25 protein-coding genes are annotated in these 22,052 nt (G+C 68.1%); 13 read left to right on the plus strand and 12 right to left on the minus strand.

From position 1 onward, the window contains the following. Together DEU36_RS14390 and DEU36_RS14395 are read left to right on the plus strand one after the other, a co-directional pair. Complete coding sequence (locus tag DEU36_RS14390; RefSeq protein WP_183045414.1) at positions 1-3,285, plus strand: tape measure protein; 3,285 nt, start codon at positions 1-3, stop codon at positions 3,283-3,285. Then, complete coding sequence (locus tag DEU36_RS14395; RefSeq protein WP_120265001.1) at positions 3,282-4,115, plus strand: hypothetical protein; 834 nt, start codon at positions 3,282-3,284, stop codon at positions 4,113-4,115. The genes DEU36_RS14390 and DEU36_RS14395 overlap by 4 nt, the downstream gene beginning before the upstream one ends. Positions 4,116-4,975: 860 nt before the next feature. On the opposite strand, the gene DEU36_RS16430 is transcribed toward DEU36_RS14395, so the two are convergent. Further along, positions 4,976-5,338 carry a hypothetical protein gene (locus DEU36_RS16430; protein ID WP_396652168.1) on the minus strand — a complete coding sequence of 121 codons (363 nt, stop codon included), beginning with the start codon at positions 5,336-5,338 and terminating at the stop codon, positions 4,976-4,978. On the opposite strand from DEU36_RS16430, the gene DEU36_RS14405 reads away from it, so the two are divergent. From DEU36_RS14405 to DEU36_RS14440, 8 genes are all read left to right on the plus strand, one after another. After that, positions 5,302-5,952, plus strand: a complete 651-nt coding sequence (locus DEU36_RS14405) for a hypothetical protein (RefSeq protein ID WP_147374433.1) — start codon at positions 5,302-5,304, stop codon at positions 5,950-5,952. The genes DEU36_RS16430 and DEU36_RS14405 overlap by 37 nt on opposite strands. Before the next feature lie 173 nt (positions 5,953-6,125). Continuing rightward, positions 6,126-6,947, plus strand: coding sequence for a hypothetical protein (locus DEU36_RS14410; protein ID WP_147374434.1), 822 nt, complete (start codon positions 6,126-6,128; stop codon positions 6,945-6,947). A 15-nt stretch (positions 6,948-6,962) separates the two neighbouring features. Beyond that, entirely contained in the window at positions 6,963-8,018 is a 1,056-nt protein-coding gene (locus DEU36_RS14415; protein WP_120265005.1) for a peptidoglycan DD-metalloendopeptidase family protein, read from the plus strand. Then, positions 8,015-8,482, plus strand: a complete 468-nt coding sequence (locus tag DEU36_RS14420; RefSeq protein WP_120265006.1) for a hypothetical protein — start codon at positions 8,015-8,017, stop codon at positions 8,480-8,482. The genes DEU36_RS14415 and DEU36_RS14420 overlap by 4 nt, the downstream gene beginning before the upstream one ends. Continuing rightward, positions 8,475-8,822 (plus strand): hypothetical protein, encoded by a 348-nt coding sequence (locus tag DEU36_RS14425; RefSeq protein WP_120265007.1) that lies wholly within the window; start codon positions 8,475-8,477, stop codon positions 8,820-8,822. Before DEU36_RS14420 ends, DEU36_RS14425 begins: the two co-directional genes overlap by 8 nt. A gap of 13 nt (positions 8,823-8,835) precedes the next feature. Beyond that, positions 8,836-9,162, plus strand: coding sequence for a hypothetical protein (locus tag DEU36_RS14430; RefSeq protein WP_120265008.1), 327 nt, complete (start codon positions 8,836-8,838; stop codon positions 9,160-9,162). Between the two features lie 199 nt (positions 9,163-9,361). Continuing rightward, positions 9,362-10,120 (plus strand): M23 family metallopeptidase, encoded by a 759-nt coding sequence (locus tag DEU36_RS14435; RefSeq protein WP_120265009.1) that lies wholly within the window; start codon positions 9,362-9,364, stop codon positions 10,118-10,120. A gap of 72 nt (positions 10,121-10,192) precedes the next feature. Further along, the gene (locus DEU36_RS14440) at positions 10,193-11,116 is read left to right on the plus strand and encodes a M23 family metallopeptidase (protein ID WP_120265010.1); all 924 of its coding nucleotides are present in this window, start codon (positions 10,193-10,195) and stop codon (positions 11,114-11,116) included. 75 nt (positions 11,117-11,191) lie between these two features. On the opposite strand, the gene DEU36_RS14445 is transcribed toward DEU36_RS14440, so the two are convergent. Both DEU36_RS14445 and DEU36_RS14450 read right to left on the minus strand, forming a co-directional pair. Continuing rightward, positions 11,192-12,169, minus strand: coding sequence for a hypothetical protein (locus DEU36_RS14445; RefSeq protein ID WP_147374435.1), 978 nt, complete (start codon positions 12,167-12,169; stop codon positions 11,192-11,194). 65 nt (positions 12,170-12,234) lie between these two features. Then, positions 12,235-12,513: a hypothetical protein gene (locus DEU36_RS14450; RefSeq protein ID WP_147374436.1), complete on the minus strand. Its 279-nt coding sequence runs from the start codon at positions 12,511-12,513 to the stop codon at positions 12,235-12,237. Between the two features lie 89 nt (positions 12,514-12,602). Between DEU36_RS14450 and DEU36_RS16170 the strand changes: the two genes are divergently transcribed. Then, positions 12,603-12,758 carry a hypothetical protein gene (locus tag DEU36_RS16170; protein WP_183045415.1) on the plus strand — a complete coding sequence of 52 codons (156 nt, stop codon included), beginning with the start codon at positions 12,603-12,605 and terminating at the stop codon, positions 12,756-12,758. Positions 12,759-13,058: 300 nt separating this feature from the next. Further along, positions 13,059-13,469 (plus strand): hypothetical protein, encoded by a 411-nt coding sequence (locus DEU36_RS16060; protein ID WP_147374437.1) that lies wholly within the window; start codon positions 13,059-13,061, stop codon positions 13,467-13,469. Between the two features lie 139 nt (positions 13,470-13,608). Here DEU36_RS16060 and DEU36_RS14455 read toward each other — a convergent pair whose 3' ends face one another. From DEU36_RS14455 to DEU36_RS14470, 4 genes are all read right to left on the minus strand, one after another. Beyond that, a complete protein-coding gene (locus tag DEU36_RS14455; protein WP_147374438.1) occupies positions 13,609-14,256 on the minus strand; it encodes a hypothetical protein in 648 nt (215 codons plus the stop codon). Positions 14,257-14,280: 24 nt separating this feature from the next. Then, entirely contained in the window at positions 14,281-14,640 is a 360-nt protein-coding gene (locus DEU36_RS14460; RefSeq protein WP_147374439.1) for a hypothetical protein, read from the minus strand. Positions 14,641-14,725: 85 nt separating this feature from the next. Then, positions 14,726-15,001, minus strand: a complete 276-nt coding sequence (locus DEU36_RS14465) for a hypothetical protein (RefSeq protein ID WP_183045416.1) — start codon at positions 14,999-15,001, stop codon at positions 14,726-14,728. Between the two features lie 22 nt (positions 15,002-15,023). Beyond that, positions 15,024-15,389 (minus strand): ATP-dependent DNA ligase, encoded by a 366-nt coding sequence (locus DEU36_RS14470; RefSeq protein WP_120265016.1) that lies wholly within the window; start codon positions 15,387-15,389, stop codon positions 15,024-15,026. 119 nt (positions 15,390-15,508) lie between these two features. Here DEU36_RS14470 and DEU36_RS14475 point away from each other — a divergent pair, with 119 nt between their 5' ends. Further along, complete coding sequence (locus tag DEU36_RS14475) at positions 15,509-16,462, plus strand: DMT family transporter (RefSeq protein ID WP_259455391.1); 954 nt, start codon at positions 15,509-15,511, stop codon at positions 16,460-16,462. Positions 16,463-16,469: 7 nt separating this feature from the next. On the opposite strand, the gene DEU36_RS14480 is transcribed toward DEU36_RS14475, so the two are convergent. The 5 genes from DEU36_RS14480 to DEU36_RS14500 are packed head-to-tail and all read right to left on the minus strand — an operon-like array spanning position 16,470 to position 22,046. Beyond that, positions 16,470-17,444, minus strand: a complete 975-nt coding sequence (locus DEU36_RS14480) for an NAD(P)-dependent oxidoreductase (protein ID WP_120265018.1) — start codon at positions 17,442-17,444, stop codon at positions 16,470-16,472. Next, positions 17,441-20,122: an alpha/beta fold hydrolase gene (locus tag DEU36_RS14485; protein WP_120265019.1), complete on the minus strand. Its 2,682-nt coding sequence runs from the start codon at positions 20,120-20,122 to the stop codon at positions 17,441-17,443. The genes DEU36_RS14480 and DEU36_RS14485 overlap by 4 nt, the downstream gene beginning before the upstream one ends. After that, positions 20,116-21,210, minus strand: a complete 1,095-nt coding sequence (locus DEU36_RS14490; RefSeq protein WP_120265020.1) for a 3-oxoacyl-ACP synthase III — start codon at positions 21,208-21,210, stop codon at positions 20,116-20,118. Before DEU36_RS14490 ends, DEU36_RS14485 begins: the two co-directional genes overlap by 7 nt. 52 nt (positions 21,211-21,262) lie before the next feature. After that, a complete protein-coding gene (locus DEU36_RS14495) occupies positions 21,263-21,712 on the minus strand; it encodes an ImmA/IrrE family metallo-endopeptidase (protein ID WP_183045417.1) in 450 nt (149 codons plus the stop codon). Beyond that, positions 21,681-22,046, minus strand: coding sequence for a helix-turn-helix domain-containing protein (locus DEU36_RS14500; protein ID WP_183045418.1), 366 nt, complete (start codon positions 22,044-22,046; stop codon positions 21,681-21,683). The genes DEU36_RS14495 and DEU36_RS14500 overlap by 32 nt, the downstream gene beginning before the upstream one ends. Positions 22,047-22,052: the final 6 nt, after the last annotated feature.

The following is a 22,052-nucleotide window of genomic DNA, read 5'->3' on the forward strand; positions in this document are numbered from 1 at the left end:
ATGCCGGGGTTCAAGGCACTTGTCACGCGTGGCGCGAAGGAAGCCGGCACTGCGGGCGCGAAGTCCCTCGAGGGTGGGTTCAAGGGTGTCGGGGCGCGCGCTGGGCGCACTCTCGGCCGTGACCTGAAGTCGACCCTGACGTCTTCAGCTGGCGACCTGGGTACGGCGCAGATGCGGACGCTGACCGGTACGGTCGCGTCCGCGTCCGCTGCGCTCGGGAAGGCACGTCTGAAGCAGCAGGACGACGCCGGCCGTGTGCGGGTCGCTGAGGCCCGCCTGGCTGATGCGATCCGGAAATCCGGGGAGGGCTCGACGCAAGCTGTCGCGGCCGAGGAACGGCTCGCGAGCGCCCGTCGGGCCGCGCAAGCATCCACGGATGCGGTCACGGCCGCATCCCAGCGGTTGCGTGCGGCGCAGGATGCTCTGCGTTCGGCTCAGGCCAGCGTGGAGGCCTCGGCGGTGTCCGCGAATCGTGGGCTGCGGGGTGTGCTCAGCAGCTTCAGAGACGGGCACCGGGATGCGAACGCTGCACGGTCGGCGTTCTCCGGCCTGTCGGGGTCGCTGGGAGGAATCTCCCGGAGCGTCCAGGACGTGTCCGGGCTGTCCGCTCTCGGGCGTCTCGCTCGTCTCCAGGCGCAGCAGGTGTCGACCGCGTTCACGTCGATGGCTACTGCTGTCGGCGGGCGGCTCGCGTCGATCGGTGGGTCCGTCGGCCGGGCGCTGGCGAACGTCGGTTCCACCTTTCGGGGTGCGTTCGGCCCGACCATCCAGTACGCCAGTGCCGCGGGTACGCGGATCGCGTCGCCGTTCATGGACCTCGGCCGCCGGGTGTCGTCTTGGATGTCCCCGTTCACCTCGCAGGTGTCCGCGGGGTTCTCGAAGGCCGTTGGTGCTGCGGGGCCGGCCGCGTCTCGGATGGTGTCGACGTTCGCTGCCGGCGCGTCGCGTCTGGGCTCCGCAACCTCGAGCGCACTGCAGTCGGTCATCAGCGCGGCGTCCGACGCCGGTTCCGCTGCGGGGCGTGCGCTCGGGTCGGGTCTTCAAAGCGCCGCGACAGGCGCTGTAACGGTTGCGGCGGCTGGTATCGGTATCGCGTTCGGGAAGGGATTTTCCCGCCTGGGCGCGATCGACACCGCCCGGGCGAAGCTCACCGGTCTTGGGAACTCCGTCGGCGACGTGCAGTCGATCATGGGCGACGCTCTCGGCGCCGTGCGCGGGACCGCGTTCGGTCTGGGAGAGGCGGCGACGGTTGCCGCTGGCGCTGTCGCCGCGGGTATCAAGCCGGGGCAGCAGCTTCAGGCGACGCTGAAGGGTGTCGCGAACGTCGCCGCAGCGTCGGGCACCTCGATGGAGGAAACCGGGGCGATCTTCAACAAGGTCGCCTCCACCGGCCGCGCGTACACGGACAACCTGAACCAGCTCGCCGACCGGGGCATCCCGATCTACCAGGCGCTGGCGAAGCAGCTCGGGGTCACCACGGACGAAGTCCGCACGATGGCCAGCGCAGGCGAGATCGACTTCCAGACGTTTTCCGACGCCGCGGCATCCGCCGCGGGCACCGTCGCGCAGGAGATGGGCAAGACCGTCCCGGGCGCGGCGAAGAACTTCTTCGCCGCGATGGGCCGGGTCGGCGCGAACGCGCTCGAGCCCATTTACGGGAAGATCGCGCCGCTGATCCAGGCGGCGACGTCCGCGCTTGGTCCTATCGAGGAGCGGGCGAAGGCGTTCGGGCAGGTGGTGCTGAACGTGCTCGGCCCGGCGATGGACTTCATCACGAACCTGCTCAACCGGGTGGGGGAGGGAGCGGGCCTTGCTGAGCTCGGGCTCGGCGGCCTGCAGGGGGTCATCGGCCCGCTGATCGGCGCGTTCGTCGCGCTCGGCTCCGGCGGGCTCGCGGGTGTGCTCTCGCGCATCCCGTTGCTGTCCTCACTCGTCCCGGGCCTGACGGGAGCTCTCGGGCTGCTCGGAGGCCCTCTTGGGATCGCGGCTGCCGCGTTCGCGGGCTTCGCGCTCTCCGGCGGTGACGTCGGGGCGTTGGTGTCCAGTCTGACCGGCATCATCGAAACCGTCGTCGCGGCCATCCCGGGACTGGTGGGGCAGGTCGCGCAGTTCGTGCCGATGCTGGTCGAGTCGCTGCTGTCGCAGGTGCCGGCACTACTGACAGCGGCCGTCAGCCTGGTGGACGCGCTGATCACCGGGATCGTCACGGTCATCCCCTCGATCGTGACGGCCGCTGTCGCTCTGGTGCAGGGGCTGATCACCGCGATCGTCGACAACCTGCCGATGATCATCGCCGGTGCGGTCGCACTGGTGGCGGCGCTCGTACAGGGGATCATCACGGCCATCCCGGTGCTGATCACCGCCGCGCTCGAGCTCGTGAGCGGTCTGCTGACCGCGATCGTCGGCGCGCTGCCGATGATCATCGAGGGCGGCATCCAGCTGCTCATCGCGTTGGTGACCGGCATCATCAACGCGCTCCCGACGCTGGTCGAGGCGACCCTGTCCCTGGTGACGGGACTGCTGAGCACCCTGGTCGAGAACCTGCCGATGATCATCCAAGCGGGCATCCAGCTGCTCCTGTCCCTCGTGACAGGGCTGATCGGTGCCCTGCCGCAGCTGATCACCGCTGCGATCACCCTGGTGGTGCAGCTGGTGGCGGGGCTGATCCGGATGCTGCCGGAGCTGATCAAGGCAGGCATCACCCTGGTGGTGTCGCTGATCAAGGGGCTCGTTGAGGCGATCCCGCAGATCATCGCGGCGCTCCCGCAGATCATCGACGCGATCGTGAGCGGATTCGCCGAGGTCGACTGGCTCAGCCTCGGCGCTGAGATCATCCAGGGCATCATCGACGGGTTCTTCTCGATGGTCGGTGCCGTGGGTGACGCGATCGGTTCGGTCGTCGGGGGCATCCTCGACTTCTTCCCCCACTCGCCCGCCAAGAAGGGCCCCCTGTCCGCTCCAGGGTGGCGCCAGCTGAAGACGTCAGGCGCGGCGATGATGGGCCAGTTCAACTCCGGTGCGCAGGCGGAAGCAGACCAGTTCGGTCGCGTCATCCGGGCCACCGCTCAGGCGGCATCCCACCGGGCTCAGGTGCGCATGTCCGCCGTGGGGACCGATCTGGCGGTTTCGGCCGCGGAGCGGGAACACGCCGGCTCGAGCACGGCGAGCGTCGCGCCGAGGCAGCCATCGACTATCGAGCAGACATTCATCGCTCAGTCGAACGATCCGCGCCTCGCGGTTCGGCAGATGGCTCGTGAAGCAGAGAGGGCGTTCGCATCATCATGATCACCTCATCTGTCATCCTCGGCACGCTCCGGTTCCCCGGCTACGCCGCCGAAGGGTGGTCGTTCAAGTCCCTCACCGATTGGTGGGGGCAGACGGAGGACAAGACGGAGCGCACGGAGCGCCCGCAGGGACACGGGGCGTTCACGCCCGTCCGGTCGTTGCGGGCCTCCCGCGCCATCAGCGTCGAGGTCAACTACCTCGGCCGGTCGCAGGCGGACGTGGAGGACGCGTTCGACACCCTGTCTGCGATCGGTGCCGACGGGCCGGTGCTGATGACCGTAGAAACCCCAGCCGGGGCATCGTGGCGGATCGTCACCGTCGAGAAGGTCACACCCTTGAACCACAAGGGCGGGGCACGCCGCGGGTTCGCGGCGGTCGACCTGATCGCGCACGACCCGCGCCGGTATCGGTCGGGGGAGTGGCTGTCCACCCCGCCCCCGTCCCCGGGCCAGGGCCGCACGTGGCCGTCCGTTCGCCCGCTCATCTGGCCGGGCGGTGGGTCGTCGGGCCGCGTCGAGCTCGTGAACGACGGGAAGGCGCCTTCTGCGCCCGTGTTCCGGCTCGGCGGCGCGTTCGCGTCCGCGCTGATCACCTGCGTGGGCACGGGCGCGCGCGTCGGCCTGGACCGGCCAGTGCCGGCCGGGTCGTTCGTGGAGATCGACTTCAGCACCCGCCGGGCGATGCTTGACGGCCTGTCGGACGTGTCCCGGTGGCTGCGGTTCCGTGAGTGGACCGAGGTACCCGGGCTGACGTCCCGCACATACCAGTTCGACGCGACCAGCCCCGACGGGGCAGTCATGCAGGGGATGGTGAATCACGCATGGTGGTGACCCGGATCACGGTGTTTCAGACGCGCGGAGGCCAGACCGTCGACGAGATAGAACCGTCGAAGTTCGACTGGGAAGAGCAATCCAATACCCCTGAGACGATCAACATGACGTTCGTTGACCGGGTCGCGGACTGGATGAATCTGTTCACCCCATGGAAGCACTCGATCGCGTTGGAGGTCGGCGGTCGATGCCTCGGCGGGCCGATCATCCCCTCCAACCTCGACGGCGACAAGAACGAGCTCGAGGTCACCGCGCGCGGCCTGCGGTTCATGCTCGATCGCGTCCCGATCCTTCCGGCGTCCGCACTCATCCGTGAGCTCGCGCCCGGTGGTGTTCCTGACCCGACGTTGGACACCACCATCAGCGGTGTCGACTACGGCACGATCGGGAAGAAGCTCATCCAGCAGGCAACGGTGTGGCCGGGGTGGGCCGACATCCCTATTCGATTCCATCCCGACCGGGCCGGGAGCCGCACTCGCACCTACGCAGCCGTCGACCGGAAGCGTGTCGAGGACGCGCTCGGGGATCTGGAGTCGGTGCAGAACGGTCCCGATATCCGTCTGCGGCTTGAGCGCACCGGCCCGGACAGTTTCGGGTGGGTGTACGAGTCCGGCACCGAAGAACAGCCCCGCCTGCAGGGACAGGTACCGATCGCGTGGGAACCGGACGACCTCACCGGTCTAGGGGTGCAGCGTGATCCTTCCCGCATGGGTTCGATCTCGTGGACGCAGGGCGGCCGCGCCGACGACACAACCCTGATTCGGATGATGTACGACCCGTATCTGGTGGAGCGAGGGTTCCCCCTGCTACACCTCGAATCGGGCGGATCGTCGACGATCTCAAACCCGGTGACGGCGGACTCATGGAACGCCGAGACGCTGCGCACCGCGCGCGCCCCGTGGGAGTTCTGGCGGTTCGCCGTCGCCGCGGACCAGCAGCCCTATCCGTACGAATACGGCTGCGGCGACCTGGCCAACCTGTACCTGTCGCCAGCCATCCGTTACCGGGCAGGCCTGGTGGCGGGCGCCGAGATGCCATCCGTGCCTGGCGCAACGGCGGGGGAGGCGATCCCGTCGTACCTCGAAGCGAGGGCATACACCCGCCGCATCGTCGGCATTTCCGGGTCCTCTGACACCGATCGACTCACGATCACTTGTGGTGAGGCGTACGACGCATAGGGGGTGCCATGGCAGACCCGAAACCGCCGCGGCACGGCGCGGCATTGGTCGTTGACAAGATCGTCGAGGTGCGCCGAACTGTCGAGAGCCTTGCGGTCGCTTCGGGGACTGAAAGGGACAACACCGTCGCAAAGCTGAAGGCCGCGATCGCCGAGCTTGAGCGGCAGCAGTCCATCATCAACTCCCAGCAGAACGATCTGCTCGGACGGCTGGCGTACTCGACCGCGTCGCAGGCGCGCGCTTCGTGGGGTGCTCCAGTTCAGTCCAGTAGCCAGGCGTTCGGACCGTCTCAGTCATTCGAGCTTGACCGGGCTCGTGTCGTCTCGATCACGTTCCAGCTGTCGGCGTTCGCGACTTCGCATGCCCGTCAGGGCGGCGCGTCTGCCAACTCGTGGCTGAGTTCGCAGATCCGGGTGGACGGGACGCTCCAGAACTTCGCTTCGCAGGGTTCGTTCGGCGTGGTGGCGTCGTACAGCGGCGGTCCCGATAGCGGGAGCGTGAGCGTCGGGCTGTCAGCCCGGTGGCTGGGAATCCTGCCCGCGGGTGCCCACGTGGTCCAGGGCGCCCTCAGCCCGTCTATCTCGGTGACAGGGGGCGGGTCGGGTTACGTCGAGGCGACCAACCCGCACCTTTTCGTTGATGTTCTGCAACCAGCTTGAAAGGGACCCTCATGACTCTGACGCCTTCGCTCCCGACCGGCTCGCCGGCAGGACTGCCGCTCCGGGCAGAGCGCCGCATTTGGGCGGGTGCCGTCGCGCGCTCCGCAGACGGCACCCCGCGCACCGGGGTGCTCCCCGCGCGCCTCGATCCGCTTGTGACGGGCAAGCCGTCCATGGGGTACAACATCGCCGAGTTCGTTGCCGTCACTTCCCGATCTCTTCCTGGCGTCGAGCTCGTTGCGAACGACGGCACATTCGAACTCGCCCCGCCCGGGTACGCGGCCCCGAGCGCCAACAGCCGTATCGACGTCATCTGGGTGCGTTCCCGGTTCGCCGAGTTCGGCGACGCGTCCGATGCTCCTGAGTTCGGGATCACAAAAGGCGCGGCGTCACCTACTCCTGCGAAGCCGTCGCTGCCCGCCGGTGCACTCGAACTCGCCGTCGCCGAGGTGAAAGCCACCGACACCACCACGCAGACCGTGATCATTACCCAGTCCGTCCGGTACACCGCGATGGCGGGTGGATCTGTCCCACTCCGCAACCGGATGGAGCAAGATGCTTGGGCGCCCGCGGACGGCTCGCTCGCGCACCGCATCGACAACGGAATCCACCTGGTGCGTGTCGGTGGGGCTTGGGCCGAGCGAGTCCCGGCCGCCCATCAGGGGCGCCGGGGATCCGCAGCGCAACCAGCTGGCATCGAGATTCCAACCGACACCGTCCAGCTCCCGCAGGGCGTCATCGTGAAGACTGGCACGCTCGTCGCAGGCACGACAGTCAGTTTCGGCAACGAGTACTTCCCTGTCGTTGTGTTCGACACGCCGTTTCCCAACAAGTGCTTGTCGGTTACCGCGAACCCGCTCACCGGAGATCCGATCACAAAGGCCACCGGTGCGATCGGCTTCGACACGGTTGCCGCCAATCGGTTCCGCGCGCTGATCCCCGAGTCCTCGAACCCATGGGTGCGCGGCTTTACGTATATCGCCGTCGGCTACTGAGAACGAGGTGACGGGATGAACTGGCGTGTCTTCTATGCCGTGTCGATGTGGACGAACCGCTTCTGGGAGTGGGGGCCGTTCTACACGATCGCCCGGGCACCCTGGGGTGGTGGGTTCCACATCGCTCTAGACATCGGCACCGGCCGTCGCGCGGTGAACGTTCCGGCTCTACACCCGGGCACGGTCGCGTTGGTCAGTAAGACGACGTCGATGGGCTGGGTCATCTACATCGACACGGGCCTCCCCGGCGCCCGCCGTTACCACGTGTACTGCCACATGTCCGGCGACCGGCTCCCGCGGCGAGGGCAGTGGATCGACCGCAACCAGCGCGTCGGACGCCTGGCGCAGTTCGGCGCGAACGTCAGGTTCGACCACGTCGACTATGGCGGCACCGCGTGGGACGGCATCCACCTTCACCTGGTGATGACCGACCGAATCGGCGGCGCGCACCTCATCAGCACCGGGGCAGCGTACGCGAACCCCGAAACCTTCATCCGCGAGGCCCTCGCCGGCACGTCCGCCGGCGGCGGTTCCCGTCCGTTCGATCCCGAGGAGGACGACATGCCCAGCGAAGACTGGCTGAAGCAGCTCGGCGCCGACATCGTCGACCAGGTCACCGACAAGGTGACCCGCCGCGTAGGCGATCACACGCTGATGCCCGGCGCCGGCTACACATATGACGCGGCCGCGTGGCCGGTGCTCAACGACATCCGCCGTGGAGTGATCAACTTCCCGGGCGCCGAGTATCTGATGGGGCCGGCGTTGGCGAACCAGGGCCACATGATCCTCGCCGCGATCGTGCAGCTCGCTGCCGTCGTTGACCCCGACGGTGACGGTCACCAGGGCCTCGACATCCAGGCGTTGATTCTCGAGTCCGAGGAGCGTACGAAGGCGTTCTACGTCGAGCAGCAGAACGCGCAGCTCGCCACGCTCCGCGAGACGCTGGTGAACACGCTCGGGACGATCGAGGGCGTCACCCTCGACACCATCGCCGACGGCGTCGACCTCGCTTTCTCCCGCGCGTTCCCGCAGCCCGCGCCGGCAGCGGCACCGGTGGAGGTCAGCGGGTGATCCTCCGCCTGTACCGGGCGAGCATCTGGCACCCGGACGCGATCCCACCCGACGAGTGGAAGTACCGCAACCTCAAACGGGTGTGGCTGCCGATCTACGACCTGATCGCGATCTTCGCCGGCATTCAAGCCGTCCTGTTCGGGTCCACGATCCTCGACCGCCTGTTCCACCCGGAACTCGTCGACCTGCTCGGCATCACCATGGCGACGATCGCGACGGTGTGCCTGGCGGGGGTGGCGTTCCCGTCCTTATGGCGGGTGGAGATCATCGGGAAGGTGCTCCTCGTCGGCCTCGTCGCCGGGTACATCACCAGCATCCTGCTGTTCTCCCAGCGCCCCGAACCGAACCTGTTCGTCGTCGGCATGCTGACGTTCGGGCTCCCGCTGGCGTTCTTCCGCCTCAACCTCCTCGGGGAAGAGATGAAGGAACGCCGCCCCGAGGAGGAGGCATCCGCACGTGAGTGAGATCGTCATCGCCATCATCGGAGGCGTCTTCCTCGTCGCCGCCGCGCTCGTCACCTACCTCGGCACCCGCGGCAAGACGAACGCGGACGCGAAAGCAGTCCTCGACGCCCGGATCGACGCGCGCGTACAGAGCGAGCTGTCCCGCGTCTACACCCGCCTCGACGAGGTCGAAGAGGCCGCGGTGCAGCGAACGTCCGCATTCGCTCGCATTCTTCGCTCGATAGCACGCCAGTGGCCCAACGAGCGCGGCCCCGACCTGGACCCGTCCGACATCTCTCTCATCGAAGACACCATTCCGCCGACGTGGCTCCGCCGCGCTCAACCTAACAACGAGACCTAGGAGGTCACCCACCATGGATGTCACCATCCCGACCGCGCCGCTCGGCGTCCTGACCCTGCTCGCGTTCTTCGGCACCTACGCGGTGTCGTTCCTAAACGGCGTGCTCCCGTTCGTGCACAAGCCCTGGCAGAAGCGCGCGGTTTCTGTCGCCGTCGCGATCGTCCTCGCGGCAGTTGTGATCGTGTTCTACCACCAGCTCACCGGTGAACCGATCGGCAACCCGTGGCTGTTCGCGCTGCTGTCGATCGTGATCGTCTCCGCGTCGTACGCCCTCGTCACGAAGGATCTCGGCGCAAAGCGGCTGGAGCACTTCGCCGATTCCGACAGCTCCGTCAGCTGAGGCGCTGCCGCGTCACTACACCGCCCTGGTGCCCTTCCCTTGAGGAACGGGCACCAGGGCTTTCATTGTCTGTAGTGGTCATCCTGCAAGAACGCAAGTCGAACACAGCTACTAGCAAGTTTCGGTCATTTCTGTCGCGTATAGAACAGATGTTCTACGCTGGAAGCCAGGAAGAGCAACGTCAGGGAAGGGACATCTCATGCCAACTCTCTCGCGGCCGGTCGAGCCGGACGCCCCATACAAAGGGGGGTGGGGAAGCTACACGGGCCACAGAGGCATCGACTACGGCTGGTGGACCGCTGACCCCGTGCGCACGCAGCGTGTCTACGCGGCACTCGGCGGCCGGGTCTCATCGGTCTACCGCGACGGCGGAAACAACAACGACTGGGGCAACCGGGTCATCATCGACCACGGCTACGGCATCCAGACGACGTACAGCCATCTGCGTACCGGCGACGTTTACGTGAACGTCGGCGACCTGGTGTCGACCGGCCACCACCTCGCTCGAATGGGGACCACAGGTCGATCCGACGGAGTGCACCTGCACTTCGAGCTCTACATCGATGGCGACCGGGTCGACCCGGAGCCGTACTTCATCACACCGCTGCCGCGAATCCCCAACACACCCCAGCCTGAACCCGAACCGGAGGACGACATGTTCACAGACGAAGACCGCAACCTGCTCCGTGGCGCAGCCACCGCAGCCCGCCCCCTGATCCGCCGTCCGGATGGCTCGGTGTTCTTTGCCGATCCGATCGGCGCAGACCACCTCGGTGATTTCCGCAGCGCGGACATCGGCGTCGGCGAGTTTCTCGCGACCGCCGAGAACGTCTGGGGAACACCGAAGTCGGTCGGCGCGCGCGAGTTCGACATCGCTGTCGCGATTGCTAACCGCCGCTGGGACCGAAAGCGCGAGCAGATCGTCGACGCGGTAGTCGCGGCGATCGCCGCGCAGTGAGCCGGCCTCGGCAGAAAGGAGTCAGCTTTGCTCTGGCCAAACGGTAAGAAGACCGAGCCAAGACGCTCGGATATGTACGGCCCGCGGGATCCCATCTACGACCCCGACTACGGGTGGACGCGCGCGTTTCATCTCGGGCAGGACTGGAACATCGGTGGATCAGTTCACGCGATCGCACCAGGAGTGGTCATCGAGGCCGGCCGCGGTGGCGATCCCGGGGTTGGTGGCGAGTCGTGGATGGGGCTGCAGGTGCTCATCGATCACGGCATCGTCGAGGGTCGCCGACTCTATACCCGGTCGTGCCACATGTCGCGGCTGTCCGTATCGAAGGGGTCTTGGATCCCGGAGGGAACTCAGCTCGGCATCGAAGGCCAGACGGGACTTTCGCGGGGCGTGCATCTTCACCTCGAGATGTACCTCGACGGCACCTGGCGCGCATCCGGCACTGACCCGGGCAACACGATCGCCCCCATCCCTTACATCACCAATCATCTTTCTGACCCCCAGCCTGAACCGGAGGACGACATGTACGACCAGAACGCACGCAACGAGCTCTTCGCCGAGCTCCGTAAGCTCACCGAAGAGATCAAGCGATTCGCGTCGCCGCTGAAGCTCTTCACCTACGGCACGGGCATCGTTGCCGTGAACCCGCAGACCGGGAAGTCGATGGTCCTTAGTGCGGGCTACCCCGAGCTGCTGGCCCATCTCGGCTACGCAGGCGGTGGCGCGCCCGTCGTCGAGCAGGGCCAGCTCAACTACGCCACCAACTATGTGGGCGATGCAGTGGGCATCCCGAGCCTGAAGCTCAGCGGAATGTCGGCGCAGACGATCGCCGAGGTGGAGCGCACGGTGGCTGAGAACCGTGTCGCTCTCTCGCAGGATCAGTACGACCGAATCGTCGATGAGGTGGCGGCCGCTGTTCGCGCCGACGGCGTCGACGGCGTTGAGAAGGCGCTCAGCGCCCGCACGACCGTGATCGCGCCGATCGAGGCGTAACCCGCCTGGCGAGCCGTACACCCGGACGGCCCCGGTAGCCCTTCGCTGCGGAGGGGTGCCGGGGCTGGGTCGCGCCTAGGGCACCCTCTTGATTACCTGCTCGAGCAGCGGCTGAAGCAGGTTGGTGGCCTCTCCCGACTTGCTGCTTTCGGGCGGCGGAGCGAGGACGCGACGTGTGAACATCTCAAACATTGCGTCCTGCACTTTCTGATCATCGATTCGTTCGACAAAGCCCCGGAATGACTTGAGCTGCACCTGGATCGCTCGTGCCCAAGTGGCTATTCGCCGGTGGTGTGAGGACTGTCGCGCGGTGTACGCCGCGATCGCGCCGAGAGCTGAGACGATCGCGACTCGAAAGACGACACCCTGCCAATTGATCTCCCGGCTGAGGTTCTCAGCCAGGAACCCGACCCCGCCCAGTGTGGCCAGCACCAAGACCACCAAGGTCCACCTGCGCCAGTTCCTGGCCGAACTAGCTTCTTCTGTAGCGACTGTGTCGAACGACGACTCAAGGGCGGTCGTGGCGGCTTCACTCGCTGCCGCCCGTGCCGACTCCAGCGCCACTTCCGCTTTCCGGGCAGATTCGGCCGCCGACGAACTGACCTCCTCGGCGCGTGTCGCAGCAGAGCTGATTAGACCCTGGACCGTAACAAGAAGCTGAACGTCCTCGAGGCCTCGCTCGAGCGACACCTTCACGCTGTGTCGCGTGGGGTGCGCAGGGTCGGTGGAACGGTCATCGGCAACTGACCCGAGGGTGATCGCCACGCGCGCCGCGGAAGTGTTGAGCAGACTCGCACGCTCGCCGTCTGTGGCCCTCGTAAAACGGCCGATAGAGTCAGCGAGCTCATCTGCAGCCTGTGCGAGGTCACGGTGGGTAGATTCTGCGACATCCATCGACTGAGCCAGTATCAACGCAGTCAGCGTCTGCCGCGTCAACCGCTGCACTGCAATCCGAAGGACCTCATCACGGTTAGGGTCAGCCCCGGCAGCTTCTAGGTCGCTTTGGGCTCGTTGCAGACGGCCAAAGACCGGACGGTAGTCCCAAGATGTCACGAGTCGAAGTGTACGGCGTGTCGATCGCGGGGCGCGCGTACCGGATCGAGGGTCACAGACCGGTACTAGGACTGCTGGGCTACCCCGCGTCGTCGTAGACCCTCCTCGACCCAGCGGTTCGTGCCGGGGATGCTACTTAGCGCCATCGCGAGCACGTGAGTCTCGGGGGAATCGAAATAGCCGGCCCATAGACCTGCCGCCCTAGTGAGGATATCGTCGCGCCCATGAGCGGCGGCGGCGAGCTCGGCGATGACAGGCTCGGGGTCGCGGGTGTACTGGTTGCGGGCGCAAATCGCCGACAGTTCCACGTCGAGCCGGGTGTCAGGTTCGAGCGGTGACCTCATGACCGGGTTCTCCACTTCTCCGGCCGAGAGGGAGCTATCGTACGACACTCGCCGCGCACAGCTCGGCGGCGGACCGATACCGTGTGGGCATGGCGAACTTCGACCTCGTGTGGGTCATCTCGATCACGGCGGGGCTGCTTGGCCTCATCATCACCCTGTTGGTCACCTACTGGGTGATCCGCCTGGCGGTCACACATGCCCTCCGCTCGCATGAGCGGTGGGTGGCGGACGGCGGCGACCGCTAAGGCCGATGATCCATCACGACGGCTTCGACATCGGCACTGAGCCGGGTTGCGAGATCTGCGGCACAGTCATGCGCACGGTCGACGGCTGTTATCGGTGCGGCGGATGCGGGTGGGAGCTCGCCATCCCGTGGACCGAGAGACCTGCGGGCGGGGATGTCCTGCCAGGATTCGTCGGTTTCTGACCCGACTCTCACGTGCTCCCTGTCCGCGCGCAAAGGTCACTGCCGGCTTGATGACTGGGGGCCCGTCTCTGATCGCGACGGGGGTGAAGAAAGGAAAGCCGGAACGGAGATGATTCCGGTGAAGCCGATCACATCGATCACGACTAAGCGCGACGGCATTCTCGACACAAAGGTCTCGGTGATCACGGCGGGGAACACTGTCGATTTCCGCGTCTCGCACGCCGAGGCGAAGATCGTGAAGGACACGCTTACGCAGCTCATGACAGGCGGGACGCCCCCGGTTCAGGCCGAACCGACCGGCACGCCGGTCAGCTCGGCGCCTCTTACGGTCACTCGAGACGGCTGGTCGTATGCGATGGCCGCGTTGCGGCGCGTGCGGTGGATGGCCGGCGTCTCAGCGGTCGACTCCGCTGGCCGATCAGCGCCGCTCGAATGCAGAGGTCGACTGGCAGCGGGGATTGGCGTCCGCTTTGGCGCGGCTCGCTCACCGTTTACTCACCGTTTTGCGCGCGTACTTGGCTGTACTTAGCCGTACTGCGGGCCCGCGTAGCCGCGGAAAGTACAGGAAAGTACAGGAGAGTACTAGCCGCTTCGAAAACGGGGGTTACGGGTTCGAGTCCCGTAGTCGGCTCAGAAAGACGCTGATCGGGCGTCATCCGCTGCGCGGCTCAGCTTGCGAGAATCCGTCCCATCACGTCGCGGGCGAGGCCTGCCGCGGTCGTCTCGTCCACGAGCGTCGCATCGACGATCACCCACACTCCGTCACTCAGCGCGTACGCGAGAACACTCCCGATGCCGTCTTCGACAGCGCGATAGAACACGTCGACGCCCGAGGACGCATCCTGGCTGTACTCGCTCGACGTGCTCAGCGCGGTCTGCAGTTCCCGCTCGGCCTGAGCCTCGAGAAGGGCGACCTCCAGGTTCACGACGCCGTCCGACTGCGGGATGCCCCACCCGCAGCTCGTTGTCGTGCGTGCGGCCTCGTACGCGGCGCGGGCGAGCGGGCCGGGCAGGGCCTCGGCGCTCCACGCGATGGTGGAGAGCGGACCGATCCTGGCGTCGTCACGAGCCACCGCGCGTACCTGCTCGGTGGTCAGCATGTCGTCGCACGGCGGTATCGACACGACATTTCGCGTAGGGGTGGGTGTCGGGGTCGACGGGTTGGTCTCCGGAGTCTGCCGTGGTGCTTGCGAGGGAGGAGGCGTCGTCGAGAGCACCTCTTCCTCGGCAGGGGTCTCCGCGGTGCAACCGGTCGCAGCGAGAACGAGGGCCAGTGAGATCAGACCGACGTGGCGCAGACGGGGCTGTAGCTCCATGTCTGAAACGCTATCGTGGCGCGCTCAGATGATGTCGATCGCTCCGCCGAAGTCGTCGTTCCACGACGACGGGTCCTCGACATTCGACCCCAGGTCGGACTCCGGCTGGCGCCGGGGGAAGTCGGGATGCAGCTGCAACCAGCCGACGGCATCCTCGAAGTCGGGTTCGGGGATGTCGACGGCCGCGGGCCGCGAGAGGATGTGAATGCCGCTCCCGATCACGAGGTCGACCTGCGCGGGCTCGTCCGAACCGGGCTCGATGGCGAGGATGGTGACGACCTCGCTTCCCGAGGTCGCCGCGACGCTCGCCGTCAGAGCCAGCAGGGCACGGGCGACAGCATCGCTGGTGATGAAAGTCTCGCCCCCGTACTTCACGTAACGCATCGCCCTGCACGATGCCACGGCAGCCCCCCGACGAGCACGGGGTTGCAAAGTCGAGTGCGGCGGGCTAGCGCGCGCGCTCGTCGTGTCACTGCTTCCGGATGTTGACGAGCTGCCAGCCCTCGGGCACCTTTGCGAACAGGGCTGCGCGGTCGTCTGCTTCGATGTCGCGCAGGCCATCGCGGCGCTGGTAGGTCGCGGTGGCTTTGAGCTCGGTGCTGCCCTTGATCATCTGCACCGGTGCCGACACGAGGTCGAAACCCTCGGGGGCCGCAGCCTGTGCCTGATCCCGGATCTCCTCGAGCGAGTGCCCCGCGAGTTCGACGGAGGTGTTCTCGACCCGACGAATGGTGCCCACGTACATGGGAACCAGCCTAGGCCGGGTGTCAGTCGAGACCGACCGCGTCGGCTCGGTCGGGCAGCGGCGTGGGGTCCTGGCTGCTGCGGCTGCGCGGCGCGGGTTCGGGGGTGAGGTAGAGGCCGCTGCCGGAGTTCGCGACCGCGGTGAGCGCTTCGAGCCAATCGCGATTCAGCTGCGGTGAGCGATGGCCGTGGAACTTGAAGACCAGGTCGGCGTTCTGATGGATCCACACCGACCGACGGCCGTCGCCGATGCTCACATCATCGCGCCACGTGAAGAAGAAGCACTCGTTGCGGCGCAGCTTGGATCCGATGACCTGTTGCAGGTGCGCGAGCGCGCGATCCTCGATCTCGACCTTGGTGTTGCCGTTGCCATAGATGAATCGCCCCATGATGATCCCCGTCCTCCTCATCCACGCTCCCGGTTCGCCACGACAGCGTCAAGAGGGGGCACACGCAGTGCGAGGCCGCGGTTCGTGGTGTGCGGCGCTCCTGATGCACTATTGACCGAGTGACCGACCAGATCCGACCCCCAGCTCTACCGCTCGGCGTGGCGATCGCCGCGACGGTGTTCATCGGCGTCCTCACCGCCGTGCAGGCGCGCATCAACGGTGCGCTCGGCGCCGCGATCGGAGACGGTTTCGTCGCGGCATCCATCTCGTTCGGAACCGGGCTGGTGCTGATCCTCGTGATCACCCTGTCGGTGCCCAGCGGCCGGCGGGGTCTGCGCCTGCTCGTGGCGGGGGCGGGGCGCGGCATCCCGATCTGGATGCTGCTCGGCGGGCTCGCCGGGGCCGTCACGGTCGCGACCCAGGGGCTCACGGTCGCCACGATCGGCGTGGCGCTGTTCACCGTCGGTCTCGTGGCGGGGCAGACGGCAGGAGGGCTGGTGCTCGACCGCGTCGGGTACGGCCCCGCCGGTGTCGTGGCCGTGACCGTCCCGCGCCTGGTAGGCGGACTGCTGGCGATCGTCGGCGTCGTGCTCTGCGCGCTCGGGCAGCGGGGCGAGCCCGTCGCCTGGTGGATGCTGGCGCTACCGCTGATCGCGGGAGCCGGCATCGCCTGGCAGCAGGGGACGAACGGCCGGTTGCGTCAGGAGCTGGGCAGCCCCCTCTCGACGACGGTGGTGAACTTCACAGGCGGCTCGATCGCGCTGGGTATCGCCGCGGCGGTGAGCGTGACGGTCAACGGGATGCCGTCGGAGCTGCCCGCCGAACCCTGGATGTACCTCGGCGGGGCGATGGGCGTCGTGTACATCGTCATCTCGGCCGCTCTGGTGAAGCGCACCGGAGTGCTGCTCCTCGGCCTCGGATCGGTGGTCGGGTTGCTCGCCGCGTCGATCGTCCTCGACGCGATCGCACCGCCGCCGTCGGGGCCTTCGCTGTTGGCCGCGACGACCGCTGCTGCCGTCGCATTCGTCGGTGTCGTCATCGCGGTCGTGCCGTGGCGGCGACGCGTGCGCTGAGCGGAATTCAGCGACGCGCGGCGTAGTGCTCCGCGAGCCGTGACAGTCCCTCGTCGATCGAGACGGTCGGCGCCCACTGCAGATCACGACGGATCTCGGTCTGATCGAACCAGTGCGCGGTCGAGAGCTGTTCGGCGAGGAACCGGGTCATCGGCGGCTCGTCGGCGCCGGGACGGACGTCCCACACTTTCTCGACGGCGGCTCCGGCAGCACGGGCCACGGCGGCCGGCAGGCGCAGCTTCGGCTCGGGGGCGCCCGCAGCCAGGCAGATGCCCGCCATGAGGTCGCCGACGGGTCGCGGTTCGCCGTTCGTGAGGACGTAGGCGCGGCCGCCGACGGCATCCGCTCGGTGCAACGCCGCGACGATGCCCGACGCGGCGTTGTCGACGTAGGTGGTGTCGATCAGGGCGGTGCCGCCGTTGAGGAGGGGCAGTGTGCGCCGTCGGGCGCGAGCCACGATGCGCTCGATGAGCTGCGGGTCGCCCGGACCCCACACCAAGTGCGGCCGAACGGCGACGACGCGCATCGCCTCGGTGTCTCGGCCGAGGGCGATCAGTTCGGCCTCGGCCTTCGTGCGGGCGTACTCGCCGCGCGCCCGGACCGGATCGGCCGGATCGGCTGCGGCGCCGGCCAGGGCGGAGCCGGCGTGGGCGACCGAGGGGGATGAGACCTGGACGAAGCGCGACACCCCGGCTGCCGCGGCGGCATCGAGCAGGGTCGTCGTGCCGCCGACGTTGACGTTGTAGAACTCGCGTCGGTCGCCGGCGAGCGACACCTTCGCGGCGAGGTGGACGACGGCTTCCACACCGGCGACGGCCTCCGTCACGGTCGCCGCGTCGGTGACCGAGCCGCGGATGTCGCGTGCTCCCGCGATGCCCGAGGGTCGGCGCTGCAGCGTGCGCACGTCATGCCCGGCGGCGATGAGATCGGCCACGACCGCGCGGCCGAGGAATCCGGATGCCCCGGTGGCCAGGACGATCACGGTGCGCTCGGCTTCTCGCCGGCGAGCACCCGCTCGGCCCAGGCCGCCAGACGCGATCGGTCGATCTTCGAGTTGTGCCGGATGTCGGTGGGCAGCGCCGGGACGACGAGGGCGGCGGCGACGGGAGCATCGGATGCCGCGCGAATGCGTTCGGCCAGTGCCGATGGCGCGAGGCCGGGCCGGCGCGCGCCCGACGTGGTCTCGACGACCGCGACGCATACCTGACGGCCTCGGGGTCCGACACCGACGACCGCCGCGCGGCGGACGTCGTCGAGCTTCTCGATCTGCTGCTCGGGGCCGACGGGGGTGACTGGGCTCTCGTTCGTGACGATGACGTGGGGGAGTCGTCCCTCGACCCACAACCGGCCGTCGGCGTCGAGGTGTCCGACGTCGCCGGTGCGGTGCCAGCGCCCGGGGTGAGAGGCGGTGTCGCGCACGGCGTCGCGATCGGTCGCCCACAGGCGGTGATAGCCGCGCTTGAGGTGCGGGGCCGAAACCACGATCTCGCCGGTGACGTGGGGCGCGTCCGAAAGGTCTCCGGTTGCACGACCGTCGGCGTCGAGAGCGGAGATGCGTACCGTTCCCGTGCCGATCGGCGTACCGACGCACACCCCCGCATCGGGCGACTGCTGTGCGCGCTCGAGCTCGTCGAGGGTGACGTCCGTGACGAGCAGGCACTCGGTCATGCCGTAAGGAGTATGCGCTTCCGCCTCGGGCATCAACTCCTGCGCCCGGCGCAGGAGGTCGATGCTCACCGGCGCCCCGGTCGACAGGAACGTCCGCACCTGTGCGAGTGCCGCGCGGTCGTCGGCAGTGAGGGCACCGGCGGTCGCGCAGACGTTGGCGACGGCCGCCGGCGAGAGGAACACGATGCGGGCACGCGAGGCGCGGACCGCTTCGGCGACCGCCGTCGCGGTGAGGGTACGTGGTGCGGACACATCCATGCGCGGTGTCGCCGATCGCGTGCCGAGCGCGGGACCGAGCAGGGCGAAGGGGGCGAAGCCCGTCACCAGTCCGATGTCGGGGGTCACATCGAAGTGCGCACCGAGGGCGTCGCGGAGAGCGGCGAGCTGGGCGTGCGTGTATACGACGCCCTTCGCGGGTCCGGTCGAACCCGAGGTGAAGAGGATCGCCGCATCAGCGTCTGCGGACGGCGGCGCCGGCACCGCGCTGCGAGCACCGGACGCCGCGATCTCGGCGAGCGAGGCTTCGACGCCGAGCGCGCGCGCCGCGGGGGCCGGCAGGTTCGGAGCCGAGATGCGTCGGCCCGGCCAGCCGAGTGCCCGCGCCGCGGCGAGGCCGGCCCGCTCGCCGATGACGAACGCCGGCTCGGTGCCGCGGACGGCGCGCGAGAGCCCGCGGATGCCCAGTCCGCGGTCTGCGACGACCACGACAGCGCCGATGCGCAGACACGCGTAGAGCACGGCGGTCAGCGTCGGTCCGGGCTGCACCAGCAGCGAGACGCGGTCACCGCGTCGGATACCGAACGATGCGAACCCCGCGGCGAGCTCGTCGACACGCTGCGCGAGCTCACGCCAGCTGACATCCAGCGGTTCGCCGCCGACTCGGCGCGTGAGATCGACCACGGCGGTGTCGTCGTCGTCCCGCCTGTCGGCGAGCCGCTGCCAGATCGGCACGAACGCCTGCGCGTCGCTCGCGTCGGCATCCTCGACCGCGGGAGATGCGCCGCGGTCGACGGCGCCCTCGGTTTCACCTGCGTCGGCGGACGAGAGCCCGGCGTCGTCGAGCCAGTCGAGCAGGATGTCGGCGTACGGCCGTTCCTCAGCGAGCATGTGGCCGGCACCTTCGAAACGGTGCACATCGGCGTGAGGCAGACGGCGCGCGAGGTCGTCGAGATGGTGCTCGCCGAACACCGGGTCGCGCGGTCCGCGCAGCAGCAGCGCGGGCACCGTCAGATCGACCAGACCTCCGGCCAGCTCATCGAGCGCCGGCGTGCTCGGATGTTCGGGGGTCGCCGGGATGTCTGCGACGAACGCACCGATGCCGCGCCGCAGCTCGCTCGACGCGTAGGGCGCGCGATACGCGGCTCGAACCTCGGGAGCGAGTGGCGGATCGGCCAACGCCAGGGTCGTGTCGAGGAACGCGGTCGTCTTGACCGTGGTCGTGGCCAGCAGCGACCGGGCGCCTGCGACTCGCAGAGCGGAAGGAAGCGGCATCCCCGCGGGGTGATGGACGGCGGTGTTGAGCACGGCGACGGCGTCGACACGGTCGCGGTGACGAACGGCCCACCCCAACGAGATCGGCCCGCCCCAGTCGTGGCCGAGGGTGACGAGCGTGCCGGCGATGTCCAGGTCGTCGATGAGCGCGCCGAGGTCGTCGATGCGCTGCGGCAGTCCTCGCGTCAGCGTCGTGCGCTCGGAATAGCCCATCTCGAGCTGATCGACCGCGACGACGCGCCACGCCGGACCCCCGGCACGCGCGCGCTCCAACGAGGTCGCGACGAGGGCGCGCCACAGGTACGACCAGGTCGGATTGCCGTGCACCGCGACGATCGTCCCGACGGGAGGGATGCCCTCGCGCTCGAGAACCGGCGCGGTGTCGAGCAGGTGCCACCGGCGCTGCGCGCCGGCGTCGGCTCCGACACCGGCGACGACGCGCGTCGTCGACACGCCGCTCTCGATTCCGGGGAGTCCGCGCGGCACGGCGGGGGTCACCACGCGAGCTCCAGCATGCTCGTGTTCAGACCCGAGCCGACACCCATGAGCAGCACCCGGTCGCCGTGCTGCAACGTCGCCTTCTCCGCGTCGAGTGTGATGGGGATCGAGGCCGGCCCCACGTTGCCCAGATGGGGGTAGGTCACCGGCACGCGACGGCGATCGAGGCCGACGGCCTTCACGATCGCGTTGGTGTGCACCGACGAGACCTGGTGCGTGACGTAGCGGTCGACCGTCGACCACGAGAAGGTCGACTGTGCTTCCTTCCACGCGTCGACCACGAGGGCCAGTCCGCCCTTGAGGAGGGCCTTGGCATCGGTGAACATCCCGTCGACGCTCCCGACGCACAGCTCGTGGAACTGCGTCGCGGCGCGCGTCACGCCGCCGACGATGCGATGGCCGCCGGGGTTCGCGCTCGCGCGCCCCAGCACCGCGGCAGCGGCGCCGGAACCGAGCGTCAGCGAGGCGAACTCGCTCATGAAGCCTTCGCGGTCGAGACCGCCGCGGTTGAGGCGCTCGACGGTGTTCACCTGGATCTCATCGGCATCCTCGCCGTTGACGATGATGGCGTAGTCGATCTGGCCCGACTGGATCATGCCCGAGGCGAGGCTCATGCCGTTGATGAAACCGAGGCAGGCGTTGGCGACGTCGAAGTTGATGGCCGAGGTCGGCAGCCCGAGCCCGTGATGCAGGCGAACGGCGACGGAGGGCTCGAGGTGCTTGCGCGACACCGAGGTGTTGATGAGCAGGCCGATCTGGTCGGGGCGCACGCCGGCCTCGTCGAGTGCCCGGCGCCCTGCCCGGATCGTCGCGTCGTCCGACGACTCGCCCGCCGCCCAGTTTCGTCGCTCGTTCACTCCCGCGACGCGGCGCAGCAGGCCGGGCTTGAGCTTGAGCTCACGCAGCACGCCCGACAATCGTTCCTCGATCGCGTCGGATGAGGTGACGCGAGAGGGGAGGACACTCGCGACCGAGAGGAGGGCGACGTCGTCGTAACGAGTGGTGGCGTTTCCGTGCAATGCGACTCCCGCGGTGTCTCCGGTGGCCAGCGGCTTCTGCCTCCGACCCGCGCTCGAGGCGCATCCGGGCATCCGTCGATTTTACGTCTCGACTCATGCGGTCGGCTGCATGCGGAACGCTGTGCTACCGCGACGCCCCCGTCGGGATGTCCGGCATGCGAAGGACGCGAGGATGCTGGAGCGTGCGTTGGAAGGCCCGGATCAGGTCGACGGTGACATCCAGTTCGAGGGCCATCGCATCCACGTGACCGTCGTGGATGCTCTCGGCGCGCGCATAGTCGTCGACCGGCACCAGCACCCGTGCCGCCCATTCGTCGGCTCTCACCTCTTGCCGTTCGGCGTGGTGCGGATCGCGGAGTGGTACGTCACCGTAGACGGCGTGGGCGCACTCGTGCGCCAGCACCGACCGGTGGAGGCGGCGGGCCATCCCCGGACGGAGCCGGACGATGCGGAGCCCGTGCTCGTACTCGCCGTCGCGGTCGGGTGGCAGATCGGTGATGCTCAGGCTGACGCCGAGAACATCGAGTGTGTCGAGAAGCTCGTCATCCGTCACCGTGATCCCCTCCGCGGTCATGCGGTGGCGCTTTGGCCACCGCCCGCTCAGTATCGCGTGAGGGTCCGACATCGATGCGAGGGATGTGGGACCGGTCGCGGGGGCGGCGGGACCGCTGGCCCGGCATGACGACGACATCGACGAGGGGGATGCCGACGGCGCGGCAAACGGCGTCGAGCTGGTCGATCGTGAAGACCTTCTTCGCCGCGAGGACACGCGACAGCTGCGAGGCCGACATGCCCGCTTGTAGGGCGATGTCGGTCTGACGCAGCCCGCGCCGCGCGATCTCGCCGGCGAGCACATTCGCGACGTGAAGGCTGAGTGGGCCGGGTTCCGGTGTTCTTCCTGTGGGCACGTGCCC

Source organism: Microbacterium sp. AG238 (genome assembly GCF_003610405.1).
Classification (GTDB): domain Bacteria; phylum Actinomycetota; class Actinomycetes; order Actinomycetales; family Microbacteriaceae; genus Microbacterium.

Bases quoted from the DNA above. Each gene is read 5' to 3' on its own strand.
- DEU36_RS14490 (WP_120265020.1), bottom strand. From the start codon at position 21,210: ATGCCCGGATGCGCCTCGAGCGCGGGTCGGAGGCAGAAGCCGCTGGCC.
- DEU36_RS14465 (WP_183045416.1), bottom strand. From the start codon at position 15,001: ATGTACGTGGGCACCATTCGTCGGGTCGAGAACACCTCCGTCGAACTC.
- DEU36_RS14415 (WP_120265005.1), top strand. From the start codon at position 6,963: ATGAACTGGCGTGTCTTCTATGCCGTGTCGATGTGGACGAACCGCTTC.
- DEU36_RS14470 (WP_120265016.1), bottom strand. From the start codon at position 15,389: ATGGGGCGATTCATCTATGGCAACGGCAACACCAAGGTCGAGATCGAG.
- DEU36_RS14435 (WP_120265009.1), top strand. From the start codon at position 9,362: ATGCCAACTCTCTCGCGGCCGGTCGAGCCGGACGCCCCATACAAAGGG.
- DEU36_RS14455 (WP_147374438.1), bottom strand. From the start codon at position 14,256: ATGGAGCTACAGCCCCGTCTGCGCCACGTCGGTCTGATCTCACTGGCC.
- DEU36_RS14390 (WP_183045414.1), top strand. From the start codon at position 1: ATGCCGGGGTTCAAGGCACTTGTCACGCGTGGCGCGAAGGAAGCCGGC.
- DEU36_RS14450 (WP_147374436.1), bottom strand. From the start codon at position 12,513: ATGAGGTCACCGCTCGAACCTGACACCCGGCTCGACGTGGAACTGTCG.
- DEU36_RS14395 (WP_120265001.1), top strand. From the start codon at position 3,282: ATGATCACCTCATCTGTCATCCTCGGCACGCTCCGGTTCCCCGGCTAC.
- DEU36_RS14430 (WP_120265008.1), top strand. From the start codon at position 8,836: ATGGATGTCACCATCCCGACCGCGCCGCTCGGCGTCCTGACCCTGCTC.
- DEU36_RS14440 (WP_120265010.1), top strand. From the start codon at position 10,193: ATGTACGGCCCGCGGGATCCCATCTACGACCCCGACTACGGGTGGACG.
- DEU36_RS14460 (WP_147374439.1), bottom strand. From the start codon at position 14,640: ATGCGTTACGTGAAGTACGGGGGCGAGACTTTCATCACCAGCGATGCT.
- DEU36_RS14495 (WP_183045417.1), bottom strand. From the start codon at position 21,712: ATGACCGCGGAGGGGATCACGGTGACGGATGACGAGCTTCTCGACACA.
- DEU36_RS14405 (WP_147374433.1), top strand. From the start codon at position 5,302: ATGGCAGACCCGAAACCGCCGCGGCACGGCGCGGCATTGGTCGTTGAC.
- DEU36_RS16430 (WP_396652168.1), bottom strand. From the start codon at position 5,338: ATGCCGCGCCGTGCCGCGGCGGTTTCGGGTCTGCCATGGCACCCCCTA.
- DEU36_RS16170 (WP_183045415.1), top strand. From the start codon at position 12,603: ATGGCGAACTTCGACCTCGTGTGGGTCATCTCGATCACGGCGGGGCTG.
- DEU36_RS14410 (WP_147374434.1), top strand. From the start codon at position 6,126: ATGGGGTACAACATCGCCGAGTTCGTTGCCGTCACTTCCCGATCTCTT.